Origin of the sequence: Alteromonas sp. BMJM2 (assembly GCF_027257845.1) — a bacterium.
Taxonomy (GTDB): domain Bacteria; phylum Pseudomonadota; class Gammaproteobacteria; order Enterobacterales; family Alteromonadaceae; genus Alteromonas.
On record NZ_JAPVOT010000003.1, the window covers coordinates 196,944 to 220,198 of the forward strand.

Below are 23,255 nucleotides of genomic sequence, written 5' to 3' on the forward strand. Positions count from 1 at the left end.
CATTATTGTTGTTTTAGGCGCTAATGATAAAGCCGGGTAGGTAAATTCTATACCCGGCTTTTTTTATTTCATTTTTTGGCTTATTTGCTTCTGAAAACTCTTACTTCACTAATTAATTCAATTACACTCGAAACCTGAGTCCTAGTGCATTACTGTATATGATATCTAAATTACAGTGTGGCGCTTATGCATTTTACTCCAACCAACATTGAAGACTTACCTACACCCTGCTGCTTGATAGACAAAGCCAAAATGCAGCGGAATATTGCTCGGTTGTCTGCGCATATTGGTAATTTAAACTGCACACTGCGTCCTCATGTTAAAACCCATAAATCGATTGAAGTGACTAAAGCTATTATTGATGCTGGCAACGTAAAGGGCGTCACGGTTTCAACGCTAAAAGAAGCCGACTATTTCTTCAAACACGGCATAAACGATATTTTATATGCGGTGGGTATCACACCAAACAAAATAGCCCACGTAGCACAGCTTATTCAGCAAGGTTGTGACCTAACGGTTGTCATTGACAATGAGGATATGCTGTCACTTATCTTTGAGAAAATGGCAAAGCACAACTGCGTGTTTAAGGTCATTATTGAGCTAGATACCGACGGACATCGCTCTGGCGTTAACCCACACTCTGATACACTCATTTGTATTGCTAAACACATCAACAATAGTGCTCATACAACGTTTGAAGGAGTAATGACCCATGCTGGTGAGTCTTATGCCTGCTTTACTGAAAAAGCAAAGCAAGACATGGCAGCACAAGAGCGCGACCTGACTCTACTTGCAGTTAAACGTTTGTTTGAAGAGGGGATACACTGTAATACGGTCTCAATTGGCTCTACCCCTACCGCATTTGCCGTTGACCAACTCGACGGCATCACCGAAGTGCGTGCTGGAGTGTACGTATTTTTCGACCTTGTAATGGCGGGGTTAGGCGTATGCGACATAGACGATATTGCTATGTCGGTATTGGGCACGGTAATAGGCCACCAAAAAGACAAAGGCTGGGTAATAACCGATGCAGGCTGGATGGCCATGTCGAGAGACCGCGGAACTGCCGGTCATGCTAATGATTATGGCTATGGACTAGTTGCCCCCTCAAGCAGCAAAGATAAGCGCTATATCATGAGTGATGCCAATCAAGAGCACGGCATTATTACTGAGGTTTCAAACGCAAGCCCTGAAACCCAATTTGAAGGCCAATCAAAACCCCCTTCAGGAGCCCAGCTAAAAAATACCGTCGATATTTTCACTCACTTTCCAGCAGCCAAAACCATCGAAATTCTGCCCAATCATGCATGCGCCACGGCAGCGCAATACAGCCATTATTACGTGGTAGAAAATGGCGTTGCCGTAGACAAATGGCATTCGGTTACAGGCTGGTGAGTGAACATAGCATCACTGTTGTGGTGCTAACCATTCAAATTTTAGCCCTTTAGCCGTTCGATTTTCAAAGCCCTTCCAGTGCGTATGCTCTGGCTTTTTCTCACCGTTTTTATCTTTGGCCCACTTGCCATCATTTGAAGACGGCACTAAGTCTAAGTAATCATGCATGTCAGCATTCTTTTTTAAATACTTCCCAAGCCAAGCTGTTGTGAAATGTTGTGCAATATTATTCATTCTGCTGCTTGCCCAAACTGCGTCGGTATAGTGAGTACTCACATTAAAACCAAGTTCTTCGTTGTAGTAAAAACTTTCTTCAGGGGCAGGCATGGGCGCACCCGCGCTGTGATTAGCATTTTCGTAGGTAAGAAGCGCTCTTTCGGTGTTCTTGGCATTTTGCCACAGCGCTCTCACGCCATTTTCGTAACCAGACACATCATCAACCGAGCCCGCAACAAACAACATGGGCACATTAATATCGTCCAAACCTTGCTCGTTCCACACCTGATAATTCATTCCCCATGGAGCAAACGCAATAACGGTTTTAATTCGCGAGTCGGGGCGTTTAGCTTGAGAAGTCGATCCCTCTTGATACATGGCTAACAAACCAGAGGGCACCATATTTTTTGACTCTGCCGCTTGCTGGGTAATTCCTGCGCCACTCATTATTACCGCGCCGTAACCCCCCATTGAATAACCAATAATAGCGGTATTTTGGGTATCCACCCCGTGATGCAAAAAGAAGTCTGATGTTTTATTCAGTCTTTCAATTTCATCAAGCACAAAGCCTTGGTCGAGAGGACGATTAATGAGTGTTGACTTAAAAGCACCAAGGGTACGATAGGTAGAGTCGGTGTGGTCAATTGAGGCAACAACGTATCCCTTTGACGCTAGGTTCTCACCTAAGTGAGACAGTAAATACCGATTTCCCGGGTAGCCATGAGAGATAATAACAAAGGGAAGAGGCTCGCTACTTTGAACCGGAGCTGCATCGCGCATTGCTTTTCCAACAACTTCGATTTCGGTTTTACCGTCGCGCAAGTAAGTGGTCTGTACTTGGCTGCCTTTGGCATCTTCTGCCGCCGGATACCAAAGCTCTACGGTTAACGGCCTATCGTATTTTGGAAGTGAGGAAAAATCTGGGTTTGTGGTGTCAATATTAACCACATCAATTTGGTTTGGATTAACAAGCTCAAGCGTGCGCACACCCACTTTATGCTCTCCATAAGCGGCGAGTTCCGGCGCATCTGGCCGCTGAGTATCAATTCTATTTTGGCCATTAACACCCGTACTCATTCCCAGAGACAAAGAAAAGACCGTCATTAATGCACAAAGGCGCGGTGGGTATACATATTTCATTGAGTTCCCTCTATCTTAAAAGCAGTTGTGGGTTGGGCGTCAAGTGCAGCGAATCGTATTCGCTAAGCCGCACTAACCTTAGAATACGTAAATAGCTATACGTAAATAGCTATACGTGAATAGTTATATCTAAGAAGTACTACAATTTAATAACGGGTAAAAACAAAAAAACCAGCGGTAATAACATCACCGCTGGCTTTCACTTTAGCGCAACCTTAGTATCTCAAGCGCGCTTGAATACCAAAGTATCTGTCAGCATCACGTGGAATTTGATAGCGGAAGTTGTCACCACTGTAGGTAGTAACAAAGCTCTTATCTGTCAGGTTTTTACCAATTAACGATATGCGAACATCGTCATCGTTAAACGAGAACGCTAGGCTTGCGTTGACAATGCCATAATCAGGTAATAATGCTTCAGGGTTTGTATCAGCTGTTGTGCCCGGGCCACCTGCGAATATTTCGTCTGTGTAAACATAAGAGCCGTTTAAGTAAACGTCCATATTGTTAAGTTCCCAAACGTATTCACCGCTCAGCGAGTATTTCAAATCAGGTGCAAACGGTAAGTCTGCTCCCGATCTCCCGTCACATGAATCTAAACCTACTGGGCATCTAAACTCATCAACAGTGGCATCGACAGAAGCCAATCCACCGAATAAGCTAAATTGGTCGTTCACTTGCCAAATAAAGTCTACTTCTACACCTTCGGTAATAATAGAACCGGCATTCGTTAAACGGGTAATAAAAACACCGTCTAATAGCTCTGGGTTATTCGCTTGGAAGCCATCAATTTCTGTGTGGAACACTGCTGCATTAAAGACGAAGTCACGGCTAGAATACTTATATCCTAATTCGTAGGCATCAGAGGTTTCCGGGCCAATAGGAAGCGTGTCATTAGGCGCCATATTATAGAATACGTTAAACGCTGGGCCTTTGTACCCTTGCGAGAAGGTAAAGTAGGTCATGCTATTGTCGTTAATGTCGTACTGAACGCCAAGCTTGCCCGACAGATCCGTTTCATCGGTCTCACCGTCGAAGTCGGTGTCAAAGCCACGAACACCTACACCCGTTCTTGCATATTCATCATTACTGCGACGATTATGAGAAAAGCTCACTTCATCTTTTGTATAACGCAAACCAAATAGTAAACGTAAATCGTCGCTCAAATGGTATTTACCGTCAGCAAATACGGCATAGTTGAGAAACTCAGTTTCCATGAAGGCAGTTGCGCTAACAATATCGTTTGATAAACAGCTTAGCGACTCGTCTTCAATAAACTGATTAACTTGTTCATCGCTAGGGTTCTCAACCCCTAGCGTACCGCTTAAATAAGCACTAATTGCCGCGGGGAATTGTCCGTTATTGTTTTGACAGCTCGCTTCGCGGGTAAAGCTGCGGTTAGACTTTTGTTGCCACCAGAACACACCACCTTGATATTCAAGTGCGTTTCCAAGAGGCGAAGCAATACGGAACTCTTGCGATACTTGGTTCCAGTCTTGTGGGCCAATATCGTGCAATTGAAACGGCACGCCAAACACTGGCAGAGGCGCGTCTCCGGCAGTAGAGGTGAAATCACCTTCACGGAATTCAGTGTTCGACCAATCGCGATACGCAGTGATTGAAGTAAACTGGTGATCGCCAATCATGGTGTCGAACTGCATAGAGAATGCAGTATGCTCATCAATAGTACGCGTTTCGAAGTCGTGATCGACTTGGCGTTGGCTTAAATCTAAATCACCTACACCGGTGCTATCGGGTGATGCTTCTGACTGATGACGACCACTTGGTGAGAGCTCTAAATCGGCACAGCAGTCGTCGTTTGACTTCATATTTTCAAATATAAACAGCATTTCTGTATCGTCAGAAATACGATAGTCGAGCATGGCGCGCACGCCTTCTTTGTCGTAGCCGTTAACCATTTCATTATTGAAAACGTTTTCAATATAACCGTCAAAGCCCGATTTCATTACCGTAATACTGCCGCTTGCGTCTTCGTTTAAGGCACCGTGCATACTGCCTCTTAAGCGATATTCATTACCTTGAAATAACGTAGCCTCTAACATGCCGCCAAACTCATCCTGCGGACGCTTAGTGGTAATGTTTACTACACCGGCGGATGCATTCTTACCAAATAAAGTACCTTGTGGACCGCGCAACACTTCTATTCTTTGAAGGTCGTAAAGATCCATAAATGCTTGGCCCGAACGGCCAAGTACAACGCCATCTACCACTGTTGAAACACTTGGCTCTGCAGCAACACTAAAGGAAATTGTGCCTACCCCACGAACGGTAATCGCCGAGTTACGGGTTGTATTACCTTTTCGAAAGCTTACAGAAGGAACCAGCGCTTGAAGACCTTCAATATTGTTTGCGAATGCCGAATTAATCTGGTCTTCTCGCAATACCGAAACAGCAACAGGAATATCACTAATACTCTCTACACGCTTTTGCGACGTTACAATAATCTTTTCTAATGATTTTTCATCAATAGGCTCCTCAGCCTTCTGATTTTCTTGCGCATAGCCGTGTGCACTAACGAGTAATCCAGATGTCATGGCGAGCGTTACCGCCCGACTAACAATAGATCTTGTTGTATTCATGTTGTTCTCCAAGGGACTGTTCTCACGCCTTTTTCGCCATCAATATTCAAACTTTCTTAGACATATTGATAACGCAAAGCATGTAGGTTTTATTGTTATAAGTGGAACACACCACAGTGTAATTTATGTTTTCAACGTTACTACGTATAGAAGATATCTTTTATCTAGTATCTTATATAAGAGTACTTAAGTTAAACAATTGTAAAATCATTTGCAAACAGATTGTTAATTTTTTCGCTATGCTTTTGGTGAATGCTGGGTAGAAGAGATGAGGGGATCGTCTCTACCTACCCATTAGGCATTAGCTAAGCGCTGACCGTTAAACGCTCTAGACTTTTTTCGTATCTAGCGCGCCACCATTTAAGGCTGATGCCAATGGCAATAAAGCAGCAAACCCACAGCGTTAGTAAGATAGGGATAAACGATTGACTTAACCCACCCACAAATCCGACGGGTGAGAACATAAGGTACAGCGTGGCAATGAGGCTGATGAGAATAATGGCGCAAGGAATAGCGTAGCGCCATGGTGTCATATTCACTTCTGCTTTTAACGTGAATTGCCATGGCGTAGCTCTGGGATAGAGACGTCCAATCACTAGCATAATGGTAAGTTCTATGACGAACAAAATACCGTAAATATGAATAAAGTTAATATCGACTTCCCATACAAACTTCAATAATCCATAGGCAATAACGTGGAAGATAATGGCCACTTTAGCCGCCAAAGCAGGTACGCGTTTGGTGAACAAGCCCACTAGCACAATGGTAATGACCGGAATGTTGTAGAAGCCGGTAAAGATGCGAATAATCTGCCATAAGCCATCTGGAGCAAACATGAGCAATGGCGCGGTAATAAAGGATAAAACAGCAATAACCAAGCTGGTTATTTTTGCTACTCGGATAATTTTTTCATCGCTAACGTTGTCTTTTTTAAAGGGCTTATACACGTCGAGGCAAAACAAAGTGGCCGCACTGTTAAGTAACGAGTTGAACGAGCTGAAAACCGCACCGAGTAATACTGCTAAGAAAAAGCCTGAAAGGTACTGTGGTAAAACATTTTTCACTAAGTGAGGGTAAGCTAAATCAATAGTTTGCAAACTTTCATCTTGATAGAGGTGGTATGCAATAACGCCTGGCAGCATCATCATAAAAGGCACAAGCACTTTAAAATAGCCCGAAAAGAGAACACCTTTTTGCCCTTCCACGAGGTTTTTCGCGCCAAGGGTACGCTGAATAACATACTGGTTAGTGCCCCAATAAAAGAGGTTCGCCAAAATCATACCAGTAAAAATAGTGCCAAATGGAACGGGATCGTCAGGCCCGCCTATTGCGTTAAGTTTTTCTGTTTCGGTTGTTGCAATAGTGGTTAAACCTTGTGTGAAACTGCCATCGCCCAATGCTACAAGACCAAGTATGGGTACTAATAAACCCACAATTAACAGGCCAACGCCATTAATAGTATCTGACACGGCCACTGCTTTTAAGCCACCAAAAATGGCATACAAAGCCCCAACGGTTCCCACTACCACAATGGTTAGTACTAGGCTTGCCTCATAATTTAGGTTTAATAAGCCAGGTACATCAAAAAGTCGAAGCACGGCAATGGAGCCCGAGTACAGTACAGAAGGTATGGTAACGAGGGAGTAGCCCACCATGAATAGGACTACCGTCATTCGCCGAACGCTGTCGTCGAACCTGTCTCTAAGAAATTCAGGTAACGTAGAAAAAGCGCCGGCCAAATAGCGTGGCAAAAACACCAGCGCCATAATAATGGTAGAAATACCCGCGGTAACTTCCCACGCCATGGCACTTAGGTTATACCCAAAAGCAGAGCCATTTAGCCCTATTAACTGCTCTGCCGATAGATTAGTTAAGATCATGGAACCGGCAATGAAGGTACCGGTAAGCCCACGCCCGGCAAGGAAGTACCCATCTTGAGTATTCACCTCACCTTTCGTCTTCATGTAAGAAATGACGGCAACTAAAATCATAAATGCCATACATGACAATAGCGTAAGGGTGATATCCATGTACTACTCCTTCCTCGCTATTGCGCCGGCCATAGGGTGGTATTCGACATGTCCATATCAGTGTGCTGAACGTTTGGCCCAAGCTCAATTTGACTGCCTTTTTTCACAAAAACGGCCATATCATTAAGCGACAGCGTTTCTTCTTTGTAGCTATTTCCGCTAACCACTTCGTCAGTGCCCAAACGCACCCACTCGCCTTTAGGAAGGTAGTATTTTACTTTTCCACCGGGCACTACACATGGAACAACAAGCAAGTCATCACCACACATAAACTGCTGTTCGAAACTATGTGAGAGCGGCTCATTGGGAAATGCCAAAACCATTGCCCGCTGAACAGGTAACCCAGTTTGCGACGCCTGCTGCGCCACCTTTTGTAAATACGGAATAAGTTGGTATCTAAGCCTTAATGCCTCAAACACCGCGCTTGACGCTGCTTCACCATAAGACCAGGGTTCGCGAGGCCCTATACCGTGAAGGCGCATGTGGGCACTAAATACCGATGCCTGAGTCCAGCGAACGTAAAGTTCTGCATCTCGTGTATCTTTGTAAAAGCCGCCAATATCGGTGGCAAAGAACGGCCCGCCCGATAACCCCCACGACAAACTACCGCGGATGCTTGCTGCAAGCCCTTGCCAATCCGCTTGCGGATCGCCGCCCCATTGTGAAGGATAACGCTGACTGCCAGTCCAGGCAGAACGGCTGAATAAAAACGGCCCTGTTTTACAGTACTTTTCGGCGGCCTCGTACACGCAGCGGTTATACAGCATGCTATACACATTGTGCAGACGATTGCCCGAATCGCCGCTGTGCGAGAGCATGTTGTCGTCTTCTAGTTGCTCACCAAAGTCGGCTTTTATCATATCTATGCCTAAATCGAAGAGAGGTTTGTGAGACTCTCTCCAAAACTCGTAGGCTTCAGGGTGGGTAAAATCGAGAATACCGGAATCTGGCAGTGGTGTAAGTACTTCACCAAATGGGCTTAAGTCCCATTCGTAGCGGTAAGCCTCGCCTGTACGTTTGTCTTTTATTAACCAGCCTTTATCGGCAGCCTTTTTAAACAACGGGTTCTTCACGGAAATCATGGGGTATTCCCACACACAAATTTTAAACCCTAATGCCTTGAGCTCATCTATTACGGGTTGCGGATTGGCATAGCGAGATGGGTCCCATTCAAAAGCAAAGCGGGTATCGGTGTCTTGCCATGCTCTACCATCAAGGGTAATAACATCGCACGGCATTTCTTTTTCGCGTACTTCTTTTGCAACCGCTAGTAGCTCTTCCGCATCTTTGTAATACGCTTTTGAAAGAATGACGCCCAAGCTCCACGTTGGCGGCGTTGGAGCAAAGCCAGTTAGCTGGCTATAGGTGTTAATGCTTTTTGCTGGTGTGTCTTCGTGATACAAAAACACATCGAGTAAAGCGTCTTCAACTAAGCACACGTAAGCACGTTGAGACCATAGCGCATAGCCAACGCCGTGGGTTACCGGCGAAGGGGTATGAACAAATAGGTTCCACCCTTCAGGGCTCCAGGCATAAGGTGTGTTTTTGTAAGACTTCTCTGCGTTAACACCAAGGGCATCGTGGTTGTATGAGCGAATAAGCTGACCACGCTTATCAAGCTTGGCCCATTTTTCGCCTAAACCATACACAGCTTCGTCGTAGGCCAGCTCTAAACTAATTAACCAACCCGCATCGGTTTTAGCAAAAGGAGGAAGGCGATGTTGACGAACAAAATGCCCATCGGTGGCGCTTTGCTGTACCAGCTTATCGTTTTTAAACAGTTTAAAGTGAAGGGGCGACGTAAATAGCTCAAGGCGGTAGCTTCCACCCTCTAGAGTAAATTGGTCATTATCAACAGATAACGTGAGCGGCTCTTTTTCAGGCGTACTTGTTAGCATCCCATACGCGGTTTGACTATCATCAGCACTTTGAATTCGTAGTCCAAAATTGCTTATTGATACTCGAAGCTCACCACATTGAGTAGGGACAATAAGAATATCGCTATTCTCTAGATAAGGGGCTTGGGTAATATCTGCCGGCTCTATTTGATTCCAATCTGGCTCGCTAACACTAAAGGCCTTACTCATTAACTCATCACTCTGAACGTCTTATATAAGACACAAGTTAATGAAATGTAACCACAGTGTCAATCGGCAATTAAAGATTTACTAACAAACACTGGTATTGAGGATACCCGCTAAAATGAACAGCCAAGAGCAAAGCACTCTTCTACCATTGTTGTTACCCTTGTTATTATTGCCCTTTCAAAATTAGTAAAAAGTACGCTATACATCTTGTGTATGATATAACAAAAGAAAAACAAACTTTAGGTTTTGGTTTTATGTCTTCATCTCAATTTGACCATAAGCTCGGCGGGCCGAGCCTCGCCTTTCAGCCTCTATACCAGCAGGTTGGCGAATATATTAAGCAGCTCATTGTTGAACGCAGATGGCAGCCTGGGGAAATGCTTCCCAGCGAGTTTAAACTGGCAGACGAATTTAACGTTAGTCAGGGCACGGTTCGCAAAGCCCTTACCTTACTCACAGACACCAAAATTGTCACTCGCCGACAGGGCGTAGGTACCTTTGTGTCAGAGCACACTGCACAAGACGCCTTATTCCGCTTCTTCCCTCTTCAAGCCGATGGTAAGGGTGCAGATCTTCCCAAAGCCGAATTGCTGAGCAAAGAGCGTGTTGCGCCCTCTAATGTAGTGCAAAAAGCCCTGTCGCTTTCAGCGAAAGACAAGGTTATCAAGCTTGTACGCAGGCGAATTCTCGACAATGAGTTTTGCATGCTGGAAACCGTGTATCTTCCGGCCAAACTGTTTACTGGTATTAACACACGAGAAGATATTCCCCACACGCTTTATCACTTCTATCAGACCGACTATAACCAAACCGTGTTTAAAACCCAGGACAGCATAAAAGCGGTATTGGCCTCGCAAAGCGACGCAGACCTATTACATATAGAAAAGGGCACACCCCTTCTACTTGTCACTCGAGTCACCGAATCGATAGATGGCAAACTTATTGAGTACCGCGAAAGTAAATGCCGTACCGACCATTACCACTATCAGGTAGAGTTAGATTAGTACATCAGCTCTGCCTTTTTGCGTTAAGGGCTTGTTTTAACTACTCTTTCTTACCCCCTTCTAGTTTAGACTTATCTTTCCACCACACATTATTTCTTGTTTTCACACTTTTATACGCATTGATTTAAAACACACCACCCGCTAATTATTAACTTTGTTAACAGATTGTTGACTTAACTAAAGCTGTGTAATAACTTATGTCTTATACAAGACTAATGTATTATTAAAATACACTTAGCTAAAATACGAGAAATATAAGGTGAATAACGTAATGGACAAAATACCAGAGGTAGGATTTGGCTTTTGGAAAGTAGACAAAGCCATTTGTGCAGATACAACCTATGAAGCAATTAAAGCAGGATATCGCCATTTAGATTGCGCAACCGATTACGGCAACGAAAAAGAAGTGGGTGAGGGAATTGCTCGCGCCATTGCTGAGGGGATATGTTCGCGAGAAGAGCTGTGGATCACGTCAAAGCTGTGGAACACCTTTCACGCCCCAGAGCATGTTGAACTAGCGCTTAATAAAACATTAAGCGACTTAAAGCTAGACTATCTCGACCTATACCTCATTCACTTTCCTATAGCGCAAAAGTTTGTTCCCATTGAAACTCGCTACCCGCCAGAGTGGTTTTACGATCCAGAAGCGCCGGAGCCGACAATGGAACTTGCGCCGGTGCCGCTTTATAAAACATGGGAAGCGATGGAGAAGCTTGTTGATGCCGGTTCGGTAAAACAAATTGGTGTGTGTAATTACAACACAGGGCTGATTAACGACTTAATGAGCTACGCTCGCATCAAGCCATCTATGCTGCAAATTGAGTCTCATCCTTACCTTACTCAAGAACGACTAATACGACTGGCCAAAAATTACGGCCTAGCGGTAACGGCATTCTCACCCCTTGGCGCGCTTTCCTATTTAGAGCTTGAAATGGCTGATAAAACCGAGTCTGTTTTAGAGCAAAGCGTTGTGAAAGCAGCGGCAGAAGCACATGGCAAAACACCGGCTCAAATCGTTTTACGATGGGGCATTCAACGGGGTAACGCAATTATACCTAAAACCTCAAAAGTTGAGCGAATGAAAGAGAACATTGCGTTGTTCGACTTCAACTTAAGCGATGAAGAGATGCAGGCCATATCTGCGCTTAATATGAACCGTCGCTTTAACGATCCTGGGCATTTCTGCGAAGCTGCCTTCAATCGTTTCCACCCTATTTACGACTAGGAGCTTACTAATGAAAAACGTCAATGAAACCTCGGATGTTGCGTATGCCAATGTGGCTACCCAGCACAATTATAATGACGACGTATTTCCGTCTATTGTTGTAAATAACTCACACTGTGAAACCGTGGCCGACACTGTTGCCTTTGTAAAAGCGAACCAAGCGGAACTAGAAGCCAAATTAGCCAGCTCCGGTGCTCTTTTATTTCGCGGTTTCCCGCTAGACTCTGCGGAAGTATTTGACGTTTTTTCAGCCGGCTTCGGCTATCCAAATTTCACCTATCAAGAATCGTTGTCTAATGCGGTAAGAATTAACTTTACTGAGCGTGTATTTACGGCCAACGAAGCGCCTAAAGACGTGGAAATATTCTTACATCACGAAATGGCGCAAACGCCCATTTCTCCCAGCAAAGTATTTTTCTTCTGTCAGTCGGCAGCCGATGAAGGTGGTGCTACGCCCCTGTGCCGCTCAGACAAACTGTTTGAAGCACTTAAAGCAGAAAACCCACAATTAGCTGACGACTTTAAGCAAAAGGGCCTGAAATACACCACTACCATGCCCGCTGCCGACGATGCGAATTCTGGCCAAGGTAGAAGCTGGAAAAGCACACTAAGTGTAGAAACCGTTGAAGAAGCTGAAGATAAATTAAGGGAGTTAGGATACAGCTGGGACTGGATGCCCGATGGCAGCCTAAAAGCCGTTACACCAGTATTACCAGCAGTGGTAGAAATGTCAGACGGCTCTGAGGTATTTTACAATCAGCTAATTGCAGCTTACATGGGTTGGAAAGGGGTAAGAGAAAACCCATCGTCGGCCATTACATTTGGCGACGGCAGCCATATCCCAAAAGAAGGATTAGAGCGCGCCTCTGAACTTGCTGAAGATTTTACCTTCGACCTTGAATGGCAAGATGGTGATGTTGCGGTGGTTGATAATTACCGCACCATGCACGGACGCCGCCCTTATTCTGGCGACAGAAAACGGGTTGTGTTAGTGGCTTTAGTGGCCGCAGACCGGTAATTGTTATGAACGACCTAGCAGTAAAATGCAAAAACATTTGGCCGGGCTTAGGTATTGCCACCATTACTGGAATGGCAGCACTGTTTCTTGGTGAACATTACAACGCCCCCGTTATGTTATTTGCGTTACTGCTGGGTATGGCCGTGTCGTTTCTATATCAGCAAGACACGCCGTGCTCGTGCGGAATAGACTTTACTGCTAGCACGCTACTGCGCGCAGGTGTAGTACTGCTAGGCTTACGCGTGGCACTTGGCGATCTTATTGTACTAGGTTGGCAAACGGCCCTTATGCTTGCTGGCGCCATATTCACCACCATAGTACTGGGTGTTTTGCTGGCTAAAGCCTTTGGTTTGCAAAAGCGCTTTGGGGCGCTTACTGGAGGCTCGGTAGCCATTTGCGGCGCGTCGGCGGCCCTTGCTATTTCTACTATTCTGCCTAAAGGCGAGAACCACGAACGAGACACCCTTCTTACTGTAATTGGCGTGACGGCCATGTCTACCATTGCCATGATTGTGTACCCCATTATTGCGGCCCAATTGGGTATGAACGATATTAAAGCGGGCATATTTTTAGGCGGTACTATTCACGATGTAGCACAGGTGGTGGGCGCTGGATATTCCGTGTCGGAAGAAGCCGGCGATATGGCAACGCTAACCAAACTTGTGCGCGTTGCCATGTTAATGCCGGTAGTGCTTATTATGATGCTGGTTATAAAACACTTTTACACCGCAAAACAAAATATAAAAGAAGGCGACGTACCTAAAGTGCCGCTGTTTTTAGTGGGCTTTATTACCATGATGTTACTCAATAGCTTTGTGACGTTACCTGAATACATTGTTGAAACTGGCTCGCAGGTATCGCGGTTTTTCCTTGTGGTGTCTATTACCGCCATTGGCATGAAGTCGAACTTAGGTAAACTTGCCGAAGTAGGCGCCTTACCCATAATGATGATATTAGCTGAAACCATTTGGATAGCGTTACTTATCTTAGGCTACTTGTTCTTTTTATAGAGGTGTTCTGCTCAGCTTGATACAACTCAACTTGATACAACTCAACTGGGCAAAGCCCGATTTGGAAACGCTCGACTAGGTAAAGCTAGCGAATAAATCCTAAGCAAAAATACCAAGCAGCAAAGCAATATAGACGCCACTAACTTACGTAACTTTAAAAGGTATATGCAGTGAAAAAGCGCGGCCTTCATGAACTTTACGCCAACGATGCTGAAAAAGCAGACCTCACCGTATTTGGCAGAACTAGTAACCCAATGAGCCGTCGAGGCTTTTTATCTGGGTTAAAAACACTGTCGGTACTGCTTGGCGCCGAAGTGGTTTACGGACAGTTCATGCCATCTGGGCTTATTCCCGCTGCGTTTGCACAATCAGACACCCCTTTTGAAATAGCAGGTAAAGACGGGCTAGTGGTATTAAACGACCGCCCCGTAAATGCAGAAACACCCGCACACTTACTTGATGACAAGGTTACACCGGCTAATCGCCTTTTTGTGCGCAATAACGGTATTGTGCCAAGCGCCCCCAATCCAGATACATGGACACTCACCATAGAGGGTGAATCTGCCAAGCAGTCTAAAACATTTACCCTCAACGAGCTAAAACAACGCTTTAAACATTACACCTATCAACTAACGTTAGAATGCGGCGGTAACGGCAGGGCTGAGTTTTCTCCTGCGGCCACAGGCAACCAATGGACCACCGGTGCAGTAGGCTGCCCTAAATGGACAGGCGTTCGGCTAAAAGACGTATTACAAGCAGTGGGCGTAAACGATGACGCTGTTTATATTGGTTATTATGGCAACGATCAGCATTTAAGCAGAACGCCCGGTAAAGCAGCTATCTCCCGAGGCGTGCCTATTAGTAAGGCCATGGAAGATGAGTCGCTTATTGCCTGGGAAATGAACGGCGAACCGTTACCTTTAATGAATGGCTTTCCGCTGCGTTTAGTGTTTGGAGGATGGCCTGCATCCACATCGGGCAAATGGTTAAGCAAAATTGTTATTCGAAACCAAGTGCACGATGGCGCAAAAATGCTGGGCAAAGCCTACCGCGTTCCTTGTGAACCCGTAGCGCCAGGCACAACCGTACCCGATGATGAAATGTGTATTATTGAGGCCATGCCGATTAAATCGCTTATCACCTACCCTCAATCTGGTGTAGAGCAAAAGCTTTCAAAAGCGTTAGCGGTGAGGGGACACGCGTGGTGCGGCGCTACCAGCGTAAAAGACATGTTCACCTCAATCGACTTTGGCCAAACTTGGCAAAAGGCCGAGCTATCTCGCCCCGCAAACCGACACGCGTGGCAACACTTCTCTACCCGTATTTCGTTCCCTCAAAAAGGCTACTATGAAATATGGGCAAAAGCTGTAGATGAAACAGGCAAAGCCCAACCCATGGTGCTGCCTGGCTGGAATCCAAAGGGTTATTTAAATAATGCGTGTCATCGCGTTGCAGTAAAAGTGGTGGCGTAAAGATGAAAGATACACAATACCCCGCTGCCAATAACATGAGCTTCACTATGCCATTAGCGTTGCGCTCATTCGTTATTGCGCTTTGCTTAACTGGGTTTAGCGCTATGTTTGCGAGCAGTTCAGAAGCAGCCGAACCGGCGATAGACCCGCAATCAGGGTTAGTAATAGCTGAAGGCTCGAAACTGGTTTTAGCCCACTGTAGCGCGTGCCATTCAACCTCGCTTATTACGCAAAACGCCATGAGTAAAAAACGCTGGTTAGAAACTATCAGGTGGATGCAAGACACACAAAAACTGTGGCCACTAGGTGACGCAGAGCCCGTTATTTTAGACTACTTAGCTACATGGTATGGGCCTAAAGAATCGGCAAGGCGACCGCTGCTTGCCCCTCACCTTATGCCAAAGCGATAACTGTAGCTGCCTTTAAAACAGGTATTAGCTAATTACCCCAAGCTCTACCGCCCTGAGTACGGCACGAGTGCGATCGCGCGCACCCAGCTTGGCTAAAATAGTCGACACTTGGTTTTTTACTGTGCCTTCCGATTTATGCAGCGCTCCAGCAATTTCTCGGTTACTGCAGCCAGAGGCCATTAAGCGCAAAATTTCTTTCTCTTTACTCGATAACGGCTCAATAGGCTCGGGTTCGTCACACGACGTGTTGAGCCCCTGTAAACTGTTAATAAGCGTAGTGGTAATGGCAGGCTGAATAAGTGACTCACCGGCATTAACGGCCTCTATGCCTTGTACTAGCGTTTCTAGCGACACGTCTTTTAACAAATACCCTTTTGCGCCAGCGCGTAACGCCCCCATCAGGTTTTCATGATCATCAAAGGTAGTTAGCATAATAGTTGGAATACTAGAAATAGAAGCATTGGCCTTGTTAAGGGCTTCGAGCAGCTCAATACCTGTCATGCGCGGCATGCGAATATCTAACAGCATCACATCGGCGCCATTCGGGTTATCGTGTAGCCAGTTCATCGCCTCTATGCCATCGTTGGCTTGGCCCACCACTTCTACTTTGTCAGAAAGACCTAGCAGGCTGCATAAACCCTGTCGTAATAGTTGCTGATCGTCTACGACTAATACCTTAATCATTTCGTCTCCGGCCCTATCCTTTTCATTGCGCTTCCGGCACCATCTTCTTCATTGCGCCTCCGGCGATGGCAATCATTTTGCCTCCGGCAATGCGAGCAAAGTATGAAAACCGGTACTGCTGTTACTAAAGGCCGCAGTACCGTTTAACTCGCTCATGCGCTCTTCAATACCTTTTAACCCGTTGCCCTGAACAACATTATTCACGCTAAGGCTGGCGCTTGAACTGCCGCCATTGTCTTTTATGTCTATGTGCAATTGGTTAGCGTTGCTGTAAATGCTGATCGCAAATTCATTGGCCCGGCTATGGCGCATAGTATTAGTCAGGCTTTCTTGAATACAGCGCAGTAAATTAGTGGCCTGTAACAGCGTTAAATGATTAATGTTGGTTTGGCAGTCAATGTTAACCTGTATCTTATTTTTCAATGGTTCGGTGAGGGCCTCAAGGGCTTGCAGTAAATTAAGCTGCCCAAATTCACGCATGTCTGATACGGCTTCGCGCACGTCGGCAAGTAGCAACCTTGCTATACCTAAACACTGGTCTATCGCTGGGCGCTGATCCGGCGACGCTGTGCGAGAGGCCACCTGCAAATGCAGCGACAACCCCGTTAAATGATGCCCTACCAAGTCGTGAATATCGCGGGCAATGCGGGTACGCTCTTCTTTGCGACTAGCCTGCTGCATTAAATCTTGTAAAGCCCGCAGTTCCCTATTCGCTTCTTCAGCGCGCTGGGTCTGGCGCTCCGCGTTTTTACGGCTTTCCATCATAACGAGTGCGAATAAATTAAACGTCCAGAATAACAGGGCGTTTATCCACAAACTGCTATTAGACTGCCAAACCCAACCAAAAACCAACCAGGGCAAGGCCGACCAAAGTGGCGACAGCAACAGCGCCCGTTTAAACGGCATAAAGTAGGGCAACACAGCCGACCAAATCACTAACAAAATAGCGTTGAAGGTTATGGGGCTTAAAGAAAAAAGTAGTAGTACTAGTGCGTACTCCATACCCACCAGAGCAACTCGAGCCCATTGTTCGTGACGAAAAGGCTTATCTTGAGTAACAAGCCAAAAACCCACGCTGAACAAAGCAAAACACAGCATGATAGCCACAAAATTCGTGACACCTACACGCTCTGACCCCGCCAGTAACCAAGCATTAGTTGCAGCCACAACCAAGATGGTGATGATCGCCCCACTTTGTTCGGGCGCCATTCGTAATTGAGATAATTTCATAAAGCCCAGTATTGGTTAATTAGGCTTGTTTTGGAATAGGCCAAAAGTAACTTTTCACATCGTGACTTTGTGCACTGATGCGCCCTTGCCCATCTCGGTAAACTTATCACCTCAAGTTTACAAAGAAGAGATAACAATGACTATTTCATACCAAATTGTTTTGTACAGCCACATTCTTGCCGGCGCCATTGCTTTAATATTGTTTTGGGTTCCTGTTACCGCTAAAAAAGGGGCGTTGAATCATCGTAAATTTGGCGCTCATTATCGCCACGCTATGCAGTGGACTATTTTTAGCGGTGTGGTGTTAGCTGGCGTGTGGCTATTTGCCCCCGTGGCGGTTAACCCTAACTTGGCAGACAACCCTGCTGCTGTGGCCAACTTACAGCGCTTCGCCATATTTTTACTGCATTTGGCGGTACAAATGTATGCATCGGTTATGATGGGGCAATGGGCGCTAGACGCTAAGCAAAGCCGCCAGTCGCTTCGCCGTGTTAGCCGCATTGCACCGGCGGTACTGTTAACTGCAACTAGCTTGTTTATTGGGGTAATTGGCATTATGCACCAACACATTTTAATGCTAGTTTTTGCGCCACTAGGGCTAACGTTAAGCGTAAGCCAGCTGCGTTTTATCTTCGCCAAACAGGTAGCGCCAAAAGCATGGCTGCTAGAACACCTTGGTGGCTATATTGGCTCTGGTATTGCGGCTTACACTGCGTTTGCAGCATTTGGTGGGCGCACCTTATTTAGCGATATTGGCGCATGGCAGTATGCGTTCTGGGTTTTGCCAGGGCTAATAGGTGGCATTGCAATAAGTCGTCTTTCGCGTAAGTACAGTGTGAGAGCGGTGCAAAGTTAGTTAAAGAGGCAGCCTTGTAGATTCAGCAATGCGCTGAATAACCGACACTTCTCACTTACCTAAAAGGCGATTAATGGTATGCTAAATTTGGAGTTGCAGCGGCAGTATACGCAAAACCAGAAAAAGCGCAGAAATACTGGCGCCGCGTACAAAGAGGGATTCTTAGTATTGAAAACAACCATTAGCCATTACAGTGCTAACGCAGAACACTACTACTCGCTTTATCAATCGATAAGTGCAGACAGTGTGCACAGCTACCTAGAGCAAGCACTTACTAACATTACGCCAAGCACTGCACTAGACGTTGGCGCAGGTAGCGGAAGAGATGCTAATTGGCTGGCCGAAAAAGGTTGGCAGGTAACAGCAACAGAGCCTGCCGAAGCATTACTTAAATTAGCCAAGCAACACTCCAAAGAAAAAGTGATTTGGTGTAACGCCGCCCTACCCGCGCTGGCCAATTTACCTACCGCACACCAACACAAACACCAACACCAACACTTCGACCTTATTTTACTCTCCGCCGTGTGGATGCACCTGCCAATAGGTGACAGGCCAAGGGCTATAGAGCGCCTTGCCGAATTACTCTCAGCAAATGGACGAATGTACATAAGCCTGCGCTTTGGCCCAAGCGAACCAGAGCGGCCCATGTACCCTGTTAGCTATGAAGAGCTGCAAGCATTGGCAGCAGAAAATGGTTTAACAGCGCGTAATTTGAATCCGGTTCCGAGCAAGGATGGGTTAAAGCGTAGTGATGTTGAATGGGTGACGGTTGAGTTGATGAGGCAACCTGACAAAGCTAAAACTTAGAATATAGATCCAAATTTTTCTTTCCCCGCCAGTGGGTGTCACGATAACTTCCTATTAGCGGTAAAATATAGGTTCAGGAGGCTCTCGGTAAATACCTTAAAAAGAAGTCCAGCATATGTTTTGTTAAAAGTCTCAGTAATGGCATACCCTCTAATAATTGTGCAATTCTAGGAGATTTAGAGTAATAAAAACGTATGAAAATACGACCCAACACTGAACATTTAAGTACGTTATCTCTAAAACTGCGAAACTGATTTACCTGCCAACAATTGGAACAACCGTAAACAGTAGTTGCGATAAAACATTTACTTGAATACTGCTCTTCTCTCTCGGCTTTGATGACCATTTGGATTTCTTTTACTTGTTCTTTGAAGTTAAGAATTGCCTCTTCTGTAGTCTTATTACTTTTTGTACACTCACTCTCTGATGATACAAATTGAGTACTTATAACCAGTGCTATATTTGCCGTATAGCCATGAACAGTGAAGTAATAACGGCCTCGTCGGCCTGAAGGTTGTGAAAAAGTATCTTTGAAGTATTTAACATTAAGCAATGCATTGCCACCAGCTTGAAGTGTTTTATTTTTTAAATAGATTTTTGCATCGTCTGGTGAATCGAACATACAAGAGACAACTGGTAATTCAAACGCTACACTCCCTGACTTAGGATTACTTGATTGATTGATAATAAATGTTTCGACAACTTTCTGAGTTTTATAGCAATTTACACGTTTGAGACTGCGAGCCTCCATGCCTTTTCTGCCCGGTGTTGGGTCGAAGCTATACAAATCACCAATAATGACGTCACTTTCACCTGTGTCGCTAGGAAGGAATGACTTATGGAAGAAAAAGCTTTCGTTGTCTGACATAATAAATCCAAAGCCTTTTCCCCAATCAAATGAAATTATTTTTCCTTGTTTAAACTTTTGCATAAATTCCCTTTAATCTAGTTTTAAAATATTTTGCAGACAGTTTTAAACTATCTTAAGTCTGTTAAGCGGTGTGAACTAATCATGCTGTTAATACATTTCGGTCTTAAACTCTTGTTATCATATTTGTGTGTGGCTTTTGAGTTTTAACCACTCATTTTGCAAGCCCTAACGAATCCTCTCATAAGTTAAAGTATATTCAATAATAAAGACACGCATGACGCAATTATTCTAATTCATTTCACCAGAAGCCAACTAGAGACCACACCATGCATGATATTTCAAATCTGCTACCATCGTTGCTAATTCAAGGTTCTAAAGTGTTAAAGCAACAGCGTATGAGTAGCCGATAATGACTATTAGAAGCAGAATATGAAATACTCAACAAAAGTTGTAGTCTATTCATTTATTAAAGTTGACCTAAACCACTTCTTCAAATACTGCTTATCCTATTTTTTATAGTGTAGTGCTTTTTAGCAATTAAATATCAACACAACAGGGTTAGTTCACAAATGGAAACGGGGCTTATGGCCGAATTTAGTGAATTAGAAATAAAAACTATTCTTCAAGTGAACAGTAATGAGCTTGCTAGCATGCGCGAGCAGGGAGATATTGAATTTGAACAACGAGAACACTCTTACTTCTATTTGTTACCTGAAAAGCAGGTTGAAATAGCGACTCAGCTCAACGAACAACTTATAGATTGGCATGTAATTAGGCATAAGTTTACTTTAGCGAATAAGCCGTTAGCTCCCAAGACATTACTAGCCCTTAATAAGCTAGTTTACAGAGTACTTCTCCCTATAAATGAAAACATCGGCAAGCCGAAAGTCACCTACGGATTCACATCATTCAAACTAAAAAACTTTATCCAAAAAAACTCCTCTAGCGGCACAGCTCCATCTCTAGATCAGCACTCGGCTTATGAAGTGAATAGTAAAGGCAACCAAATTTGTAGTAGGGGTGGCGCTGCTTGCGACTTCTATGTTGAAGGAGTCGCTGCATCAGATATTGTGCGATATATTGTGAATAATCTTAGTTTCGACCGTATCTACTTTTACGGTAACGACAGGCCAGTTCACGTGAGTTTCCACCTTGAAAGCTTACAGCATCATTTACAAGTAATGGGAACAAGTGACAGCGGTAGGCGCTACCCCGCATCAAAAGCCTTCGGCGAAGATGCAAAGCTATTGGCAGAGAAATTATAATGGATGCAACACTATTTAAATCACTTGTTTCAGAGTTGGCCGTTGGTAAAAAACTACCTGATGCGATATATATCCATGAAAGTGGATTAACGGCTCTTCCGACAAAACTCCAAAACGTTATTTTAGCCATAGGTAAAGCACTTAAGATACCGCGCGAGAATTGGAACTTAGTGAAATTATCCCGAAAGCAATTTTCATTAAGCTTGCTTCACTATCCTACTTTTGTTGAAGACTCTTACCCTGCACTAAAGCAAAGCGTAACCGTTGACCTTGAAAAGTTAGCACATAAAGTTACTGACTATAGCAATTACGATAACCCCCCTATTCTTCACCGCAAAGAAACTATGGTTTTGCCTGAGCACCCAAATTACGAGGAGTTCCAGCAAATAACCGAAGAAGGTGTACAAGCGGGCTTATATGAAAACTCTCGGCATATTGGGTTTAAAGCATCATGGGAAGCGTTGATTAACTCCCACGGCTATGAATTGGTAGACGGCCGTCTTTTTCGTAACTCTGCGCTTATCGCCGATGGTGATAAACAAAAGATCCAACGCGATAAAACAGCGATTGTTCGTTATGAATTGTCAGCGCCGATGAAGGTGTTAGCAAAACACAGCTTTTTAGAGGGTCAATACTCTATCTTCGATTATGGCTGTGGTAGAGGCGACGACCTGCGGGAACTTGAAGCCCATGGCCTAGACGTTCTCGGATGGGATCCTAATTTTTTACCCGACGCGGAAAAAGTAAATGCCGATTTGGTAAATATTGGCTTCGTTATAAACGTGATAGAAGAACGTAATGAACGAATGGAAGCTATACAGGGCGCATGGGCGCTTACTGACAAGCTATTAGTAGTTTCAGCGATGCTTGCAAATGAGAGTTATCTAGCAAGGTTCAGACCCTACAAAGACGGCATTATTACCAGCCGCAAAACTTTTCAAAAATATTATACGCAAAGCGAACTCAAGATGTTTATTGAGCTTAGCTTAGACGAATCTGCTATTGCAGTTGCCCCAGGCATTTACTTTATTTTTAAAGATAAATATTTAGAGCAAGATTTTCTGCAAAATAGGCATAAGCGCCAGCGCAGCTGGGAACATAAATCTAAGCCTATTGATATCAAAGAGGCAAACACGCAGCTGCTCTTTACAAAGCACGATGAGCTTTTTGAAGATTACTGGAAAGCTTGTCTTTTATTGGGGCGAGCACCGGTAAAGGAAGAATATCAGCGGGCAGATGAGCTTATTGAGATAGTTGGAACGCTGAAAAAAGCATTTAGACTTTGCCAGGGCTTTTACGGTAATGACGAGTTAAAAATTGCTCAGCAAATGCGAATAGAAGACTTGTTAGTTTACTTTGCCGTTGGGTACTTTGGTAAGCGTAAACCATATAGATATCAGCCGGAGCAGACAAAGCGAGACATAAAAACATTCTTCGACACCAATAAAAACGCCCAAGAAAAGGCTAAAGACTTATTGTTTAAAATAGCTGACGTAGAATTAATTGAGGAGGAGTGCCTCGAGGCTCACAAAGAATTGCCTAAAAGTGTTTTAGCAGAAGAGTTCGGCCATCCGCATTCGCTGACATTTCACAAACAATATCTTGATCTGCTCTCACCCCTACTTCGGGTTTACGTTAGCTCTGCTTTGCAATTGTATGGTGAGCTGGAAGATATTCAGCTTATTAAAATTCATATAACATCAGGTAAACTAACGCTGTTAGGCTATGAAGAATTCGAAAAACACGATATTCCGCTTTTGAAAGAACGTGTGAAAATCAAAATGGCTGATCAAGATGTAGACTTTTTTGATTACCACCTTAACGAAGAGAGCGGCCCTAGGTTGGAAAATAAAAATGCTTTTTATTGACTAAAAACTACTCCAACGTCCAAGTATCTTTCTCATCATCAACTCTCTACTCTTTTACTTCAAAAAAATT

General features: G+C 44.6%; 18 protein-coding genes. 11 read left to right on the forward strand and 7 right to left on the reverse strand.

Annotated features, from left to right (window positions below; genetic code table 11):
• Positions 1-186: 186 nt before the first annotated feature.
• Positions 187-1,395 (forward strand): alanine racemase, encoded by a 1,209-nt coding sequence (locus O9X84_RS05330; protein ID WP_269518590.1) that lies wholly within the window; start codon positions 187-189, stop codon positions 1,393-1,395.
• Positions 1,396-1,407: 12 nt separating this feature from the next.
• On the opposite strand, the gene O9X84_RS05335 is transcribed toward O9X84_RS05330, so the two are convergent.
• From O9X84_RS05335 to O9X84_RS05350, 4 genes are all read right to left on the reverse strand, one after another.
• Positions 1,408-2,751: an alpha/beta hydrolase family protein gene (locus O9X84_RS05335; protein ID WP_269518591.1), complete on the reverse strand. Its 1,344-nt coding sequence runs from the start codon at positions 2,749-2,751 to the stop codon at positions 1,408-1,410.
• 215 nt (positions 2,752-2,966) lie between these two features.
• A complete protein-coding gene (locus O9X84_RS05340; RefSeq protein ID WP_269518592.1) occupies positions 2,967-5,348 on the reverse strand; it encodes a TonB-dependent receptor in 2,382 nt (793 codons plus the stop codon).
• Positions 5,349-5,653: 305 nt separating this feature from the next.
• Positions 5,654-7,378: a solute:sodium symporter family transporter gene (locus O9X84_RS05345; RefSeq protein ID WP_269518593.1), complete on the reverse strand. Its 1,725-nt coding sequence runs from the start codon at positions 7,376-7,378 to the stop codon at positions 5,654-5,656.
• Positions 7,379-7,395: 17 nt separating this feature from the next.
• Positions 7,396-9,465 carry a glycoside hydrolase family 31 protein gene (locus O9X84_RS05350; protein WP_269518594.1) on the reverse strand — a complete coding sequence of 690 codons (2,070 nt, stop codon included), beginning with the start codon at positions 9,463-9,465 and terminating at the stop codon, positions 7,396-7,398.
• 254 nt (positions 9,466-9,719) lie between these two features.
• On the opposite strand from O9X84_RS05350, the gene O9X84_RS05355 reads away from it, so the two are divergent.
• From O9X84_RS05355 to O9X84_RS05380, 6 genes are all read left to right on the forward strand, one after another.
• Positions 9,720-10,469, forward strand: coding sequence for a GntR family transcriptional regulator (locus tag O9X84_RS05355; protein ID WP_269518595.1), 750 nt, complete (start codon positions 9,720-9,722; stop codon positions 10,467-10,469).
• Between the two features lie 271 nt (positions 10,470-10,740).
• On the forward strand, positions 10,741-11,694 hold the full coding sequence (locus O9X84_RS05360; RefSeq protein WP_269518596.1) for an aldo/keto reductase: 954 nt from the start codon (positions 10,741-10,743) through the stop codon (positions 11,692-11,694).
• Between the two features lie 10 nt (positions 11,695-11,704).
• Positions 11,705-12,712 carry a TauD/TfdA family dioxygenase gene (locus tag O9X84_RS05365; RefSeq protein ID WP_269518597.1) on the forward strand — a complete coding sequence of 336 codons (1,008 nt, stop codon included), beginning with the start codon at positions 11,705-11,707 and terminating at the stop codon, positions 12,710-12,712.
• A gap of 5 nt (positions 12,713-12,717) precedes the next feature.
• Positions 12,718-13,722: a YeiH family protein gene (locus O9X84_RS05370; protein WP_269518598.1), complete on the forward strand. Its 1,005-nt coding sequence runs from the start codon at positions 12,718-12,720 to the stop codon at positions 13,720-13,722.
• Positions 13,723-13,976: 254 nt separating this feature from the next.
• On the forward strand, positions 13,977-15,194 hold the full coding sequence (locus tag O9X84_RS05375; protein WP_442864510.1) for a sulfite oxidase: 1,218 nt from the start codon (positions 13,977-13,979) through the stop codon (positions 15,192-15,194).
• A gap of 104 nt (positions 15,195-15,298) precedes the next feature.
• Positions 15,299-15,604 (forward strand): hypothetical protein, encoded by a 306-nt coding sequence (locus O9X84_RS05380; protein WP_442864511.1) that lies wholly within the window; start codon positions 15,299-15,301, stop codon positions 15,602-15,604.
• Positions 15,605-15,628: 24 nt separating this feature from the next.
• Here the strand turns inward: O9X84_RS05380 and O9X84_RS05385 are convergent, their stop codons facing one another.
• Positions 15,629-16,288 (reverse strand): response regulator, encoded by a 660-nt coding sequence (locus O9X84_RS05385; RefSeq protein ID WP_269518601.1) that lies wholly within the window; start codon positions 16,286-16,288, stop codon positions 15,629-15,631.
• A gap of 72 nt (positions 16,289-16,360) precedes the next feature.
• On the reverse strand, positions 16,361-17,518 hold the full coding sequence (locus O9X84_RS05390) for a sensor histidine kinase (RefSeq protein WP_269518602.1): 1,158 nt from the start codon (positions 17,516-17,518) through the stop codon (positions 16,361-16,363).
• A 136-nt stretch (positions 17,519-17,654) separates the two neighbouring features.
• Here O9X84_RS05390 and O9X84_RS05395 point away from each other — a divergent pair, with 136 nt between their 5' ends.
• Positions 17,655-18,374 carry a hypothetical protein gene (locus O9X84_RS05395; protein ID WP_269518603.1) on the forward strand — a complete coding sequence of 240 codons (720 nt, stop codon included), beginning with the start codon at positions 17,655-17,657 and terminating at the stop codon, positions 18,372-18,374.
• Positions 18,375-18,452: 78 nt separating this feature from the next.
• Positions 18,453-19,181, forward strand: coding sequence for a class I SAM-dependent methyltransferase (locus tag O9X84_RS05400; protein WP_269518604.1), 729 nt, complete (start codon positions 18,453-18,455; stop codon positions 19,179-19,181).
• A gap of 73 nt (positions 19,182-19,254) precedes the next feature.
• Here the strand turns inward: O9X84_RS05400 and O9X84_RS05405 are convergent, their stop codons facing one another.
• Complete coding sequence (locus O9X84_RS05405; protein ID WP_269518605.1) at positions 19,255-20,112, reverse strand: cold shock domain-containing protein; 858 nt, start codon at positions 20,110-20,112, stop codon at positions 19,255-19,257.
• Between the two features lie 524 nt (positions 20,113-20,636).
• Between O9X84_RS05405 and O9X84_RS05410 the strand changes: the two genes are divergently transcribed.
• Positions 20,637-21,317, forward strand: a complete 681-nt coding sequence (locus O9X84_RS05410; RefSeq protein WP_269518606.1) for a hypothetical protein — start codon at positions 20,637-20,639, stop codon at positions 21,315-21,317.
• Positions 21,317-23,185 (forward strand): DNA phosphorothioation-associated putative methyltransferase, encoded by a 1,869-nt coding sequence (locus O9X84_RS05415; protein WP_269518607.1) that lies wholly within the window; start codon positions 21,317-21,319, stop codon positions 23,183-23,185. Before O9X84_RS05410 ends, O9X84_RS05415 begins: the two co-directional genes overlap by 1 nt.
• Positions 23,186-23,255 lie beyond the last annotated feature (70 nt).

What these genes read in the sequence shown, in the direction of transcription:
- O9X84_RS05400 (WP_269518604.1), top strand. Translation starts at nt 18,453, where the DNA reads ATGCTAAATTTGGAGTTGCAGCGGCAGTATACGCAAAACCAGAAAAAG.
- O9X84_RS05380 (WP_442864511.1), top strand. Translation starts at nt 15,299, where the DNA reads ATGTTTGCGAGCAGTTCAGAAGCAGCCGAACCGGCGATAGACCCGCAA.
- O9X84_RS05390 (WP_269518602.1), bottom strand. Translation starts at nt 17,518, where the DNA reads ATGAAATTATCTCAATTACGAATGGCGCCCGAACAAAGTGGGGCGATC.
- O9X84_RS05340 (WP_269518592.1), bottom strand. Translation starts at nt 5,348, where the DNA reads ATGAATACAACAAGATCTATTGTTAGTCGGGCGGTAACGCTCGCCATG.
- O9X84_RS05335 (WP_269518591.1), bottom strand. Translation starts at nt 2,751, where the DNA reads ATGAAATATGTATACCCACCGCGCCTTTGTGCATTAATGACGGTCTTT.
- O9X84_RS05355 (WP_269518595.1), top strand. Translation starts at nt 9,720, where the DNA reads ATGTCTTCATCTCAATTTGACCATAAGCTCGGCGGGCCGAGCCTCGCC.
- O9X84_RS05375 (WP_442864510.1), top strand. Translation starts at nt 13,977, where the DNA reads ATGAGCCGTCGAGGCTTTTTATCTGGGTTAAAAACACTGTCGGTACTG.
- O9X84_RS05330 (WP_269518590.1), top strand. Translation starts at nt 187, where the DNA reads ATGCATTTTACTCCAACCAACATTGAAGACTTACCTACACCCTGCTGC.
- O9X84_RS05370 (WP_269518598.1), top strand. Translation starts at nt 12,718, where the DNA reads ATGAACGACCTAGCAGTAAAATGCAAAAACATTTGGCCGGGCTTAGGT.
- O9X84_RS05395 (WP_269518603.1), top strand. Translation starts at nt 17,655, where the DNA reads ATGACTATTTCATACCAAATTGTTTTGTACAGCCACATTCTTGCCGGC.
- O9X84_RS05385 (WP_269518601.1), bottom strand. Translation starts at nt 16,288, where the DNA reads ATGATTAAGGTATTAGTCGTAGACGATCAGCAACTATTACGACAGGGT.
- O9X84_RS05350 (WP_269518594.1), bottom strand. Translation starts at nt 9,465, where the DNA reads ATGAGTAAGGCCTTTAGTGTTAGCGAGCCAGATTGGAATCAAATAGAG.
- O9X84_RS05360 (WP_269518596.1), top strand. Translation starts at nt 10,741, where the DNA reads ATGGACAAAATACCAGAGGTAGGATTTGGCTTTTGGAAAGTAGACAAA.
- O9X84_RS05365 (WP_269518597.1), top strand. Translation starts at nt 11,705, where the DNA reads ATGAAAAACGTCAATGAAACCTCGGATGTTGCGTATGCCAATGTGGCT.
- O9X84_RS05405 (WP_269518605.1), bottom strand. Translation starts at nt 20,112, where the DNA reads ATGCAAAAGTTTAAACAAGGAAAAATAATTTCATTTGATTGGGGAAAA.
- O9X84_RS05345 (WP_269518593.1), bottom strand. Translation starts at nt 7,378, where the DNA reads ATGGATATCACCCTTACGCTATTGTCATGTATGGCATTTATGATTTTA.
- O9X84_RS05410 (WP_269518606.1), top strand. Translation starts at nt 20,637, where the DNA reads ATGGCCGAATTTAGTGAATTAGAAATAAAAACTATTCTTCAAGTGAAC.
- O9X84_RS05415 (WP_269518607.1), top strand. Translation starts at nt 21,317, where the DNA reads ATGGATGCAACACTATTTAAATCACTTGTTTCAGAGTTGGCCGTTGGT.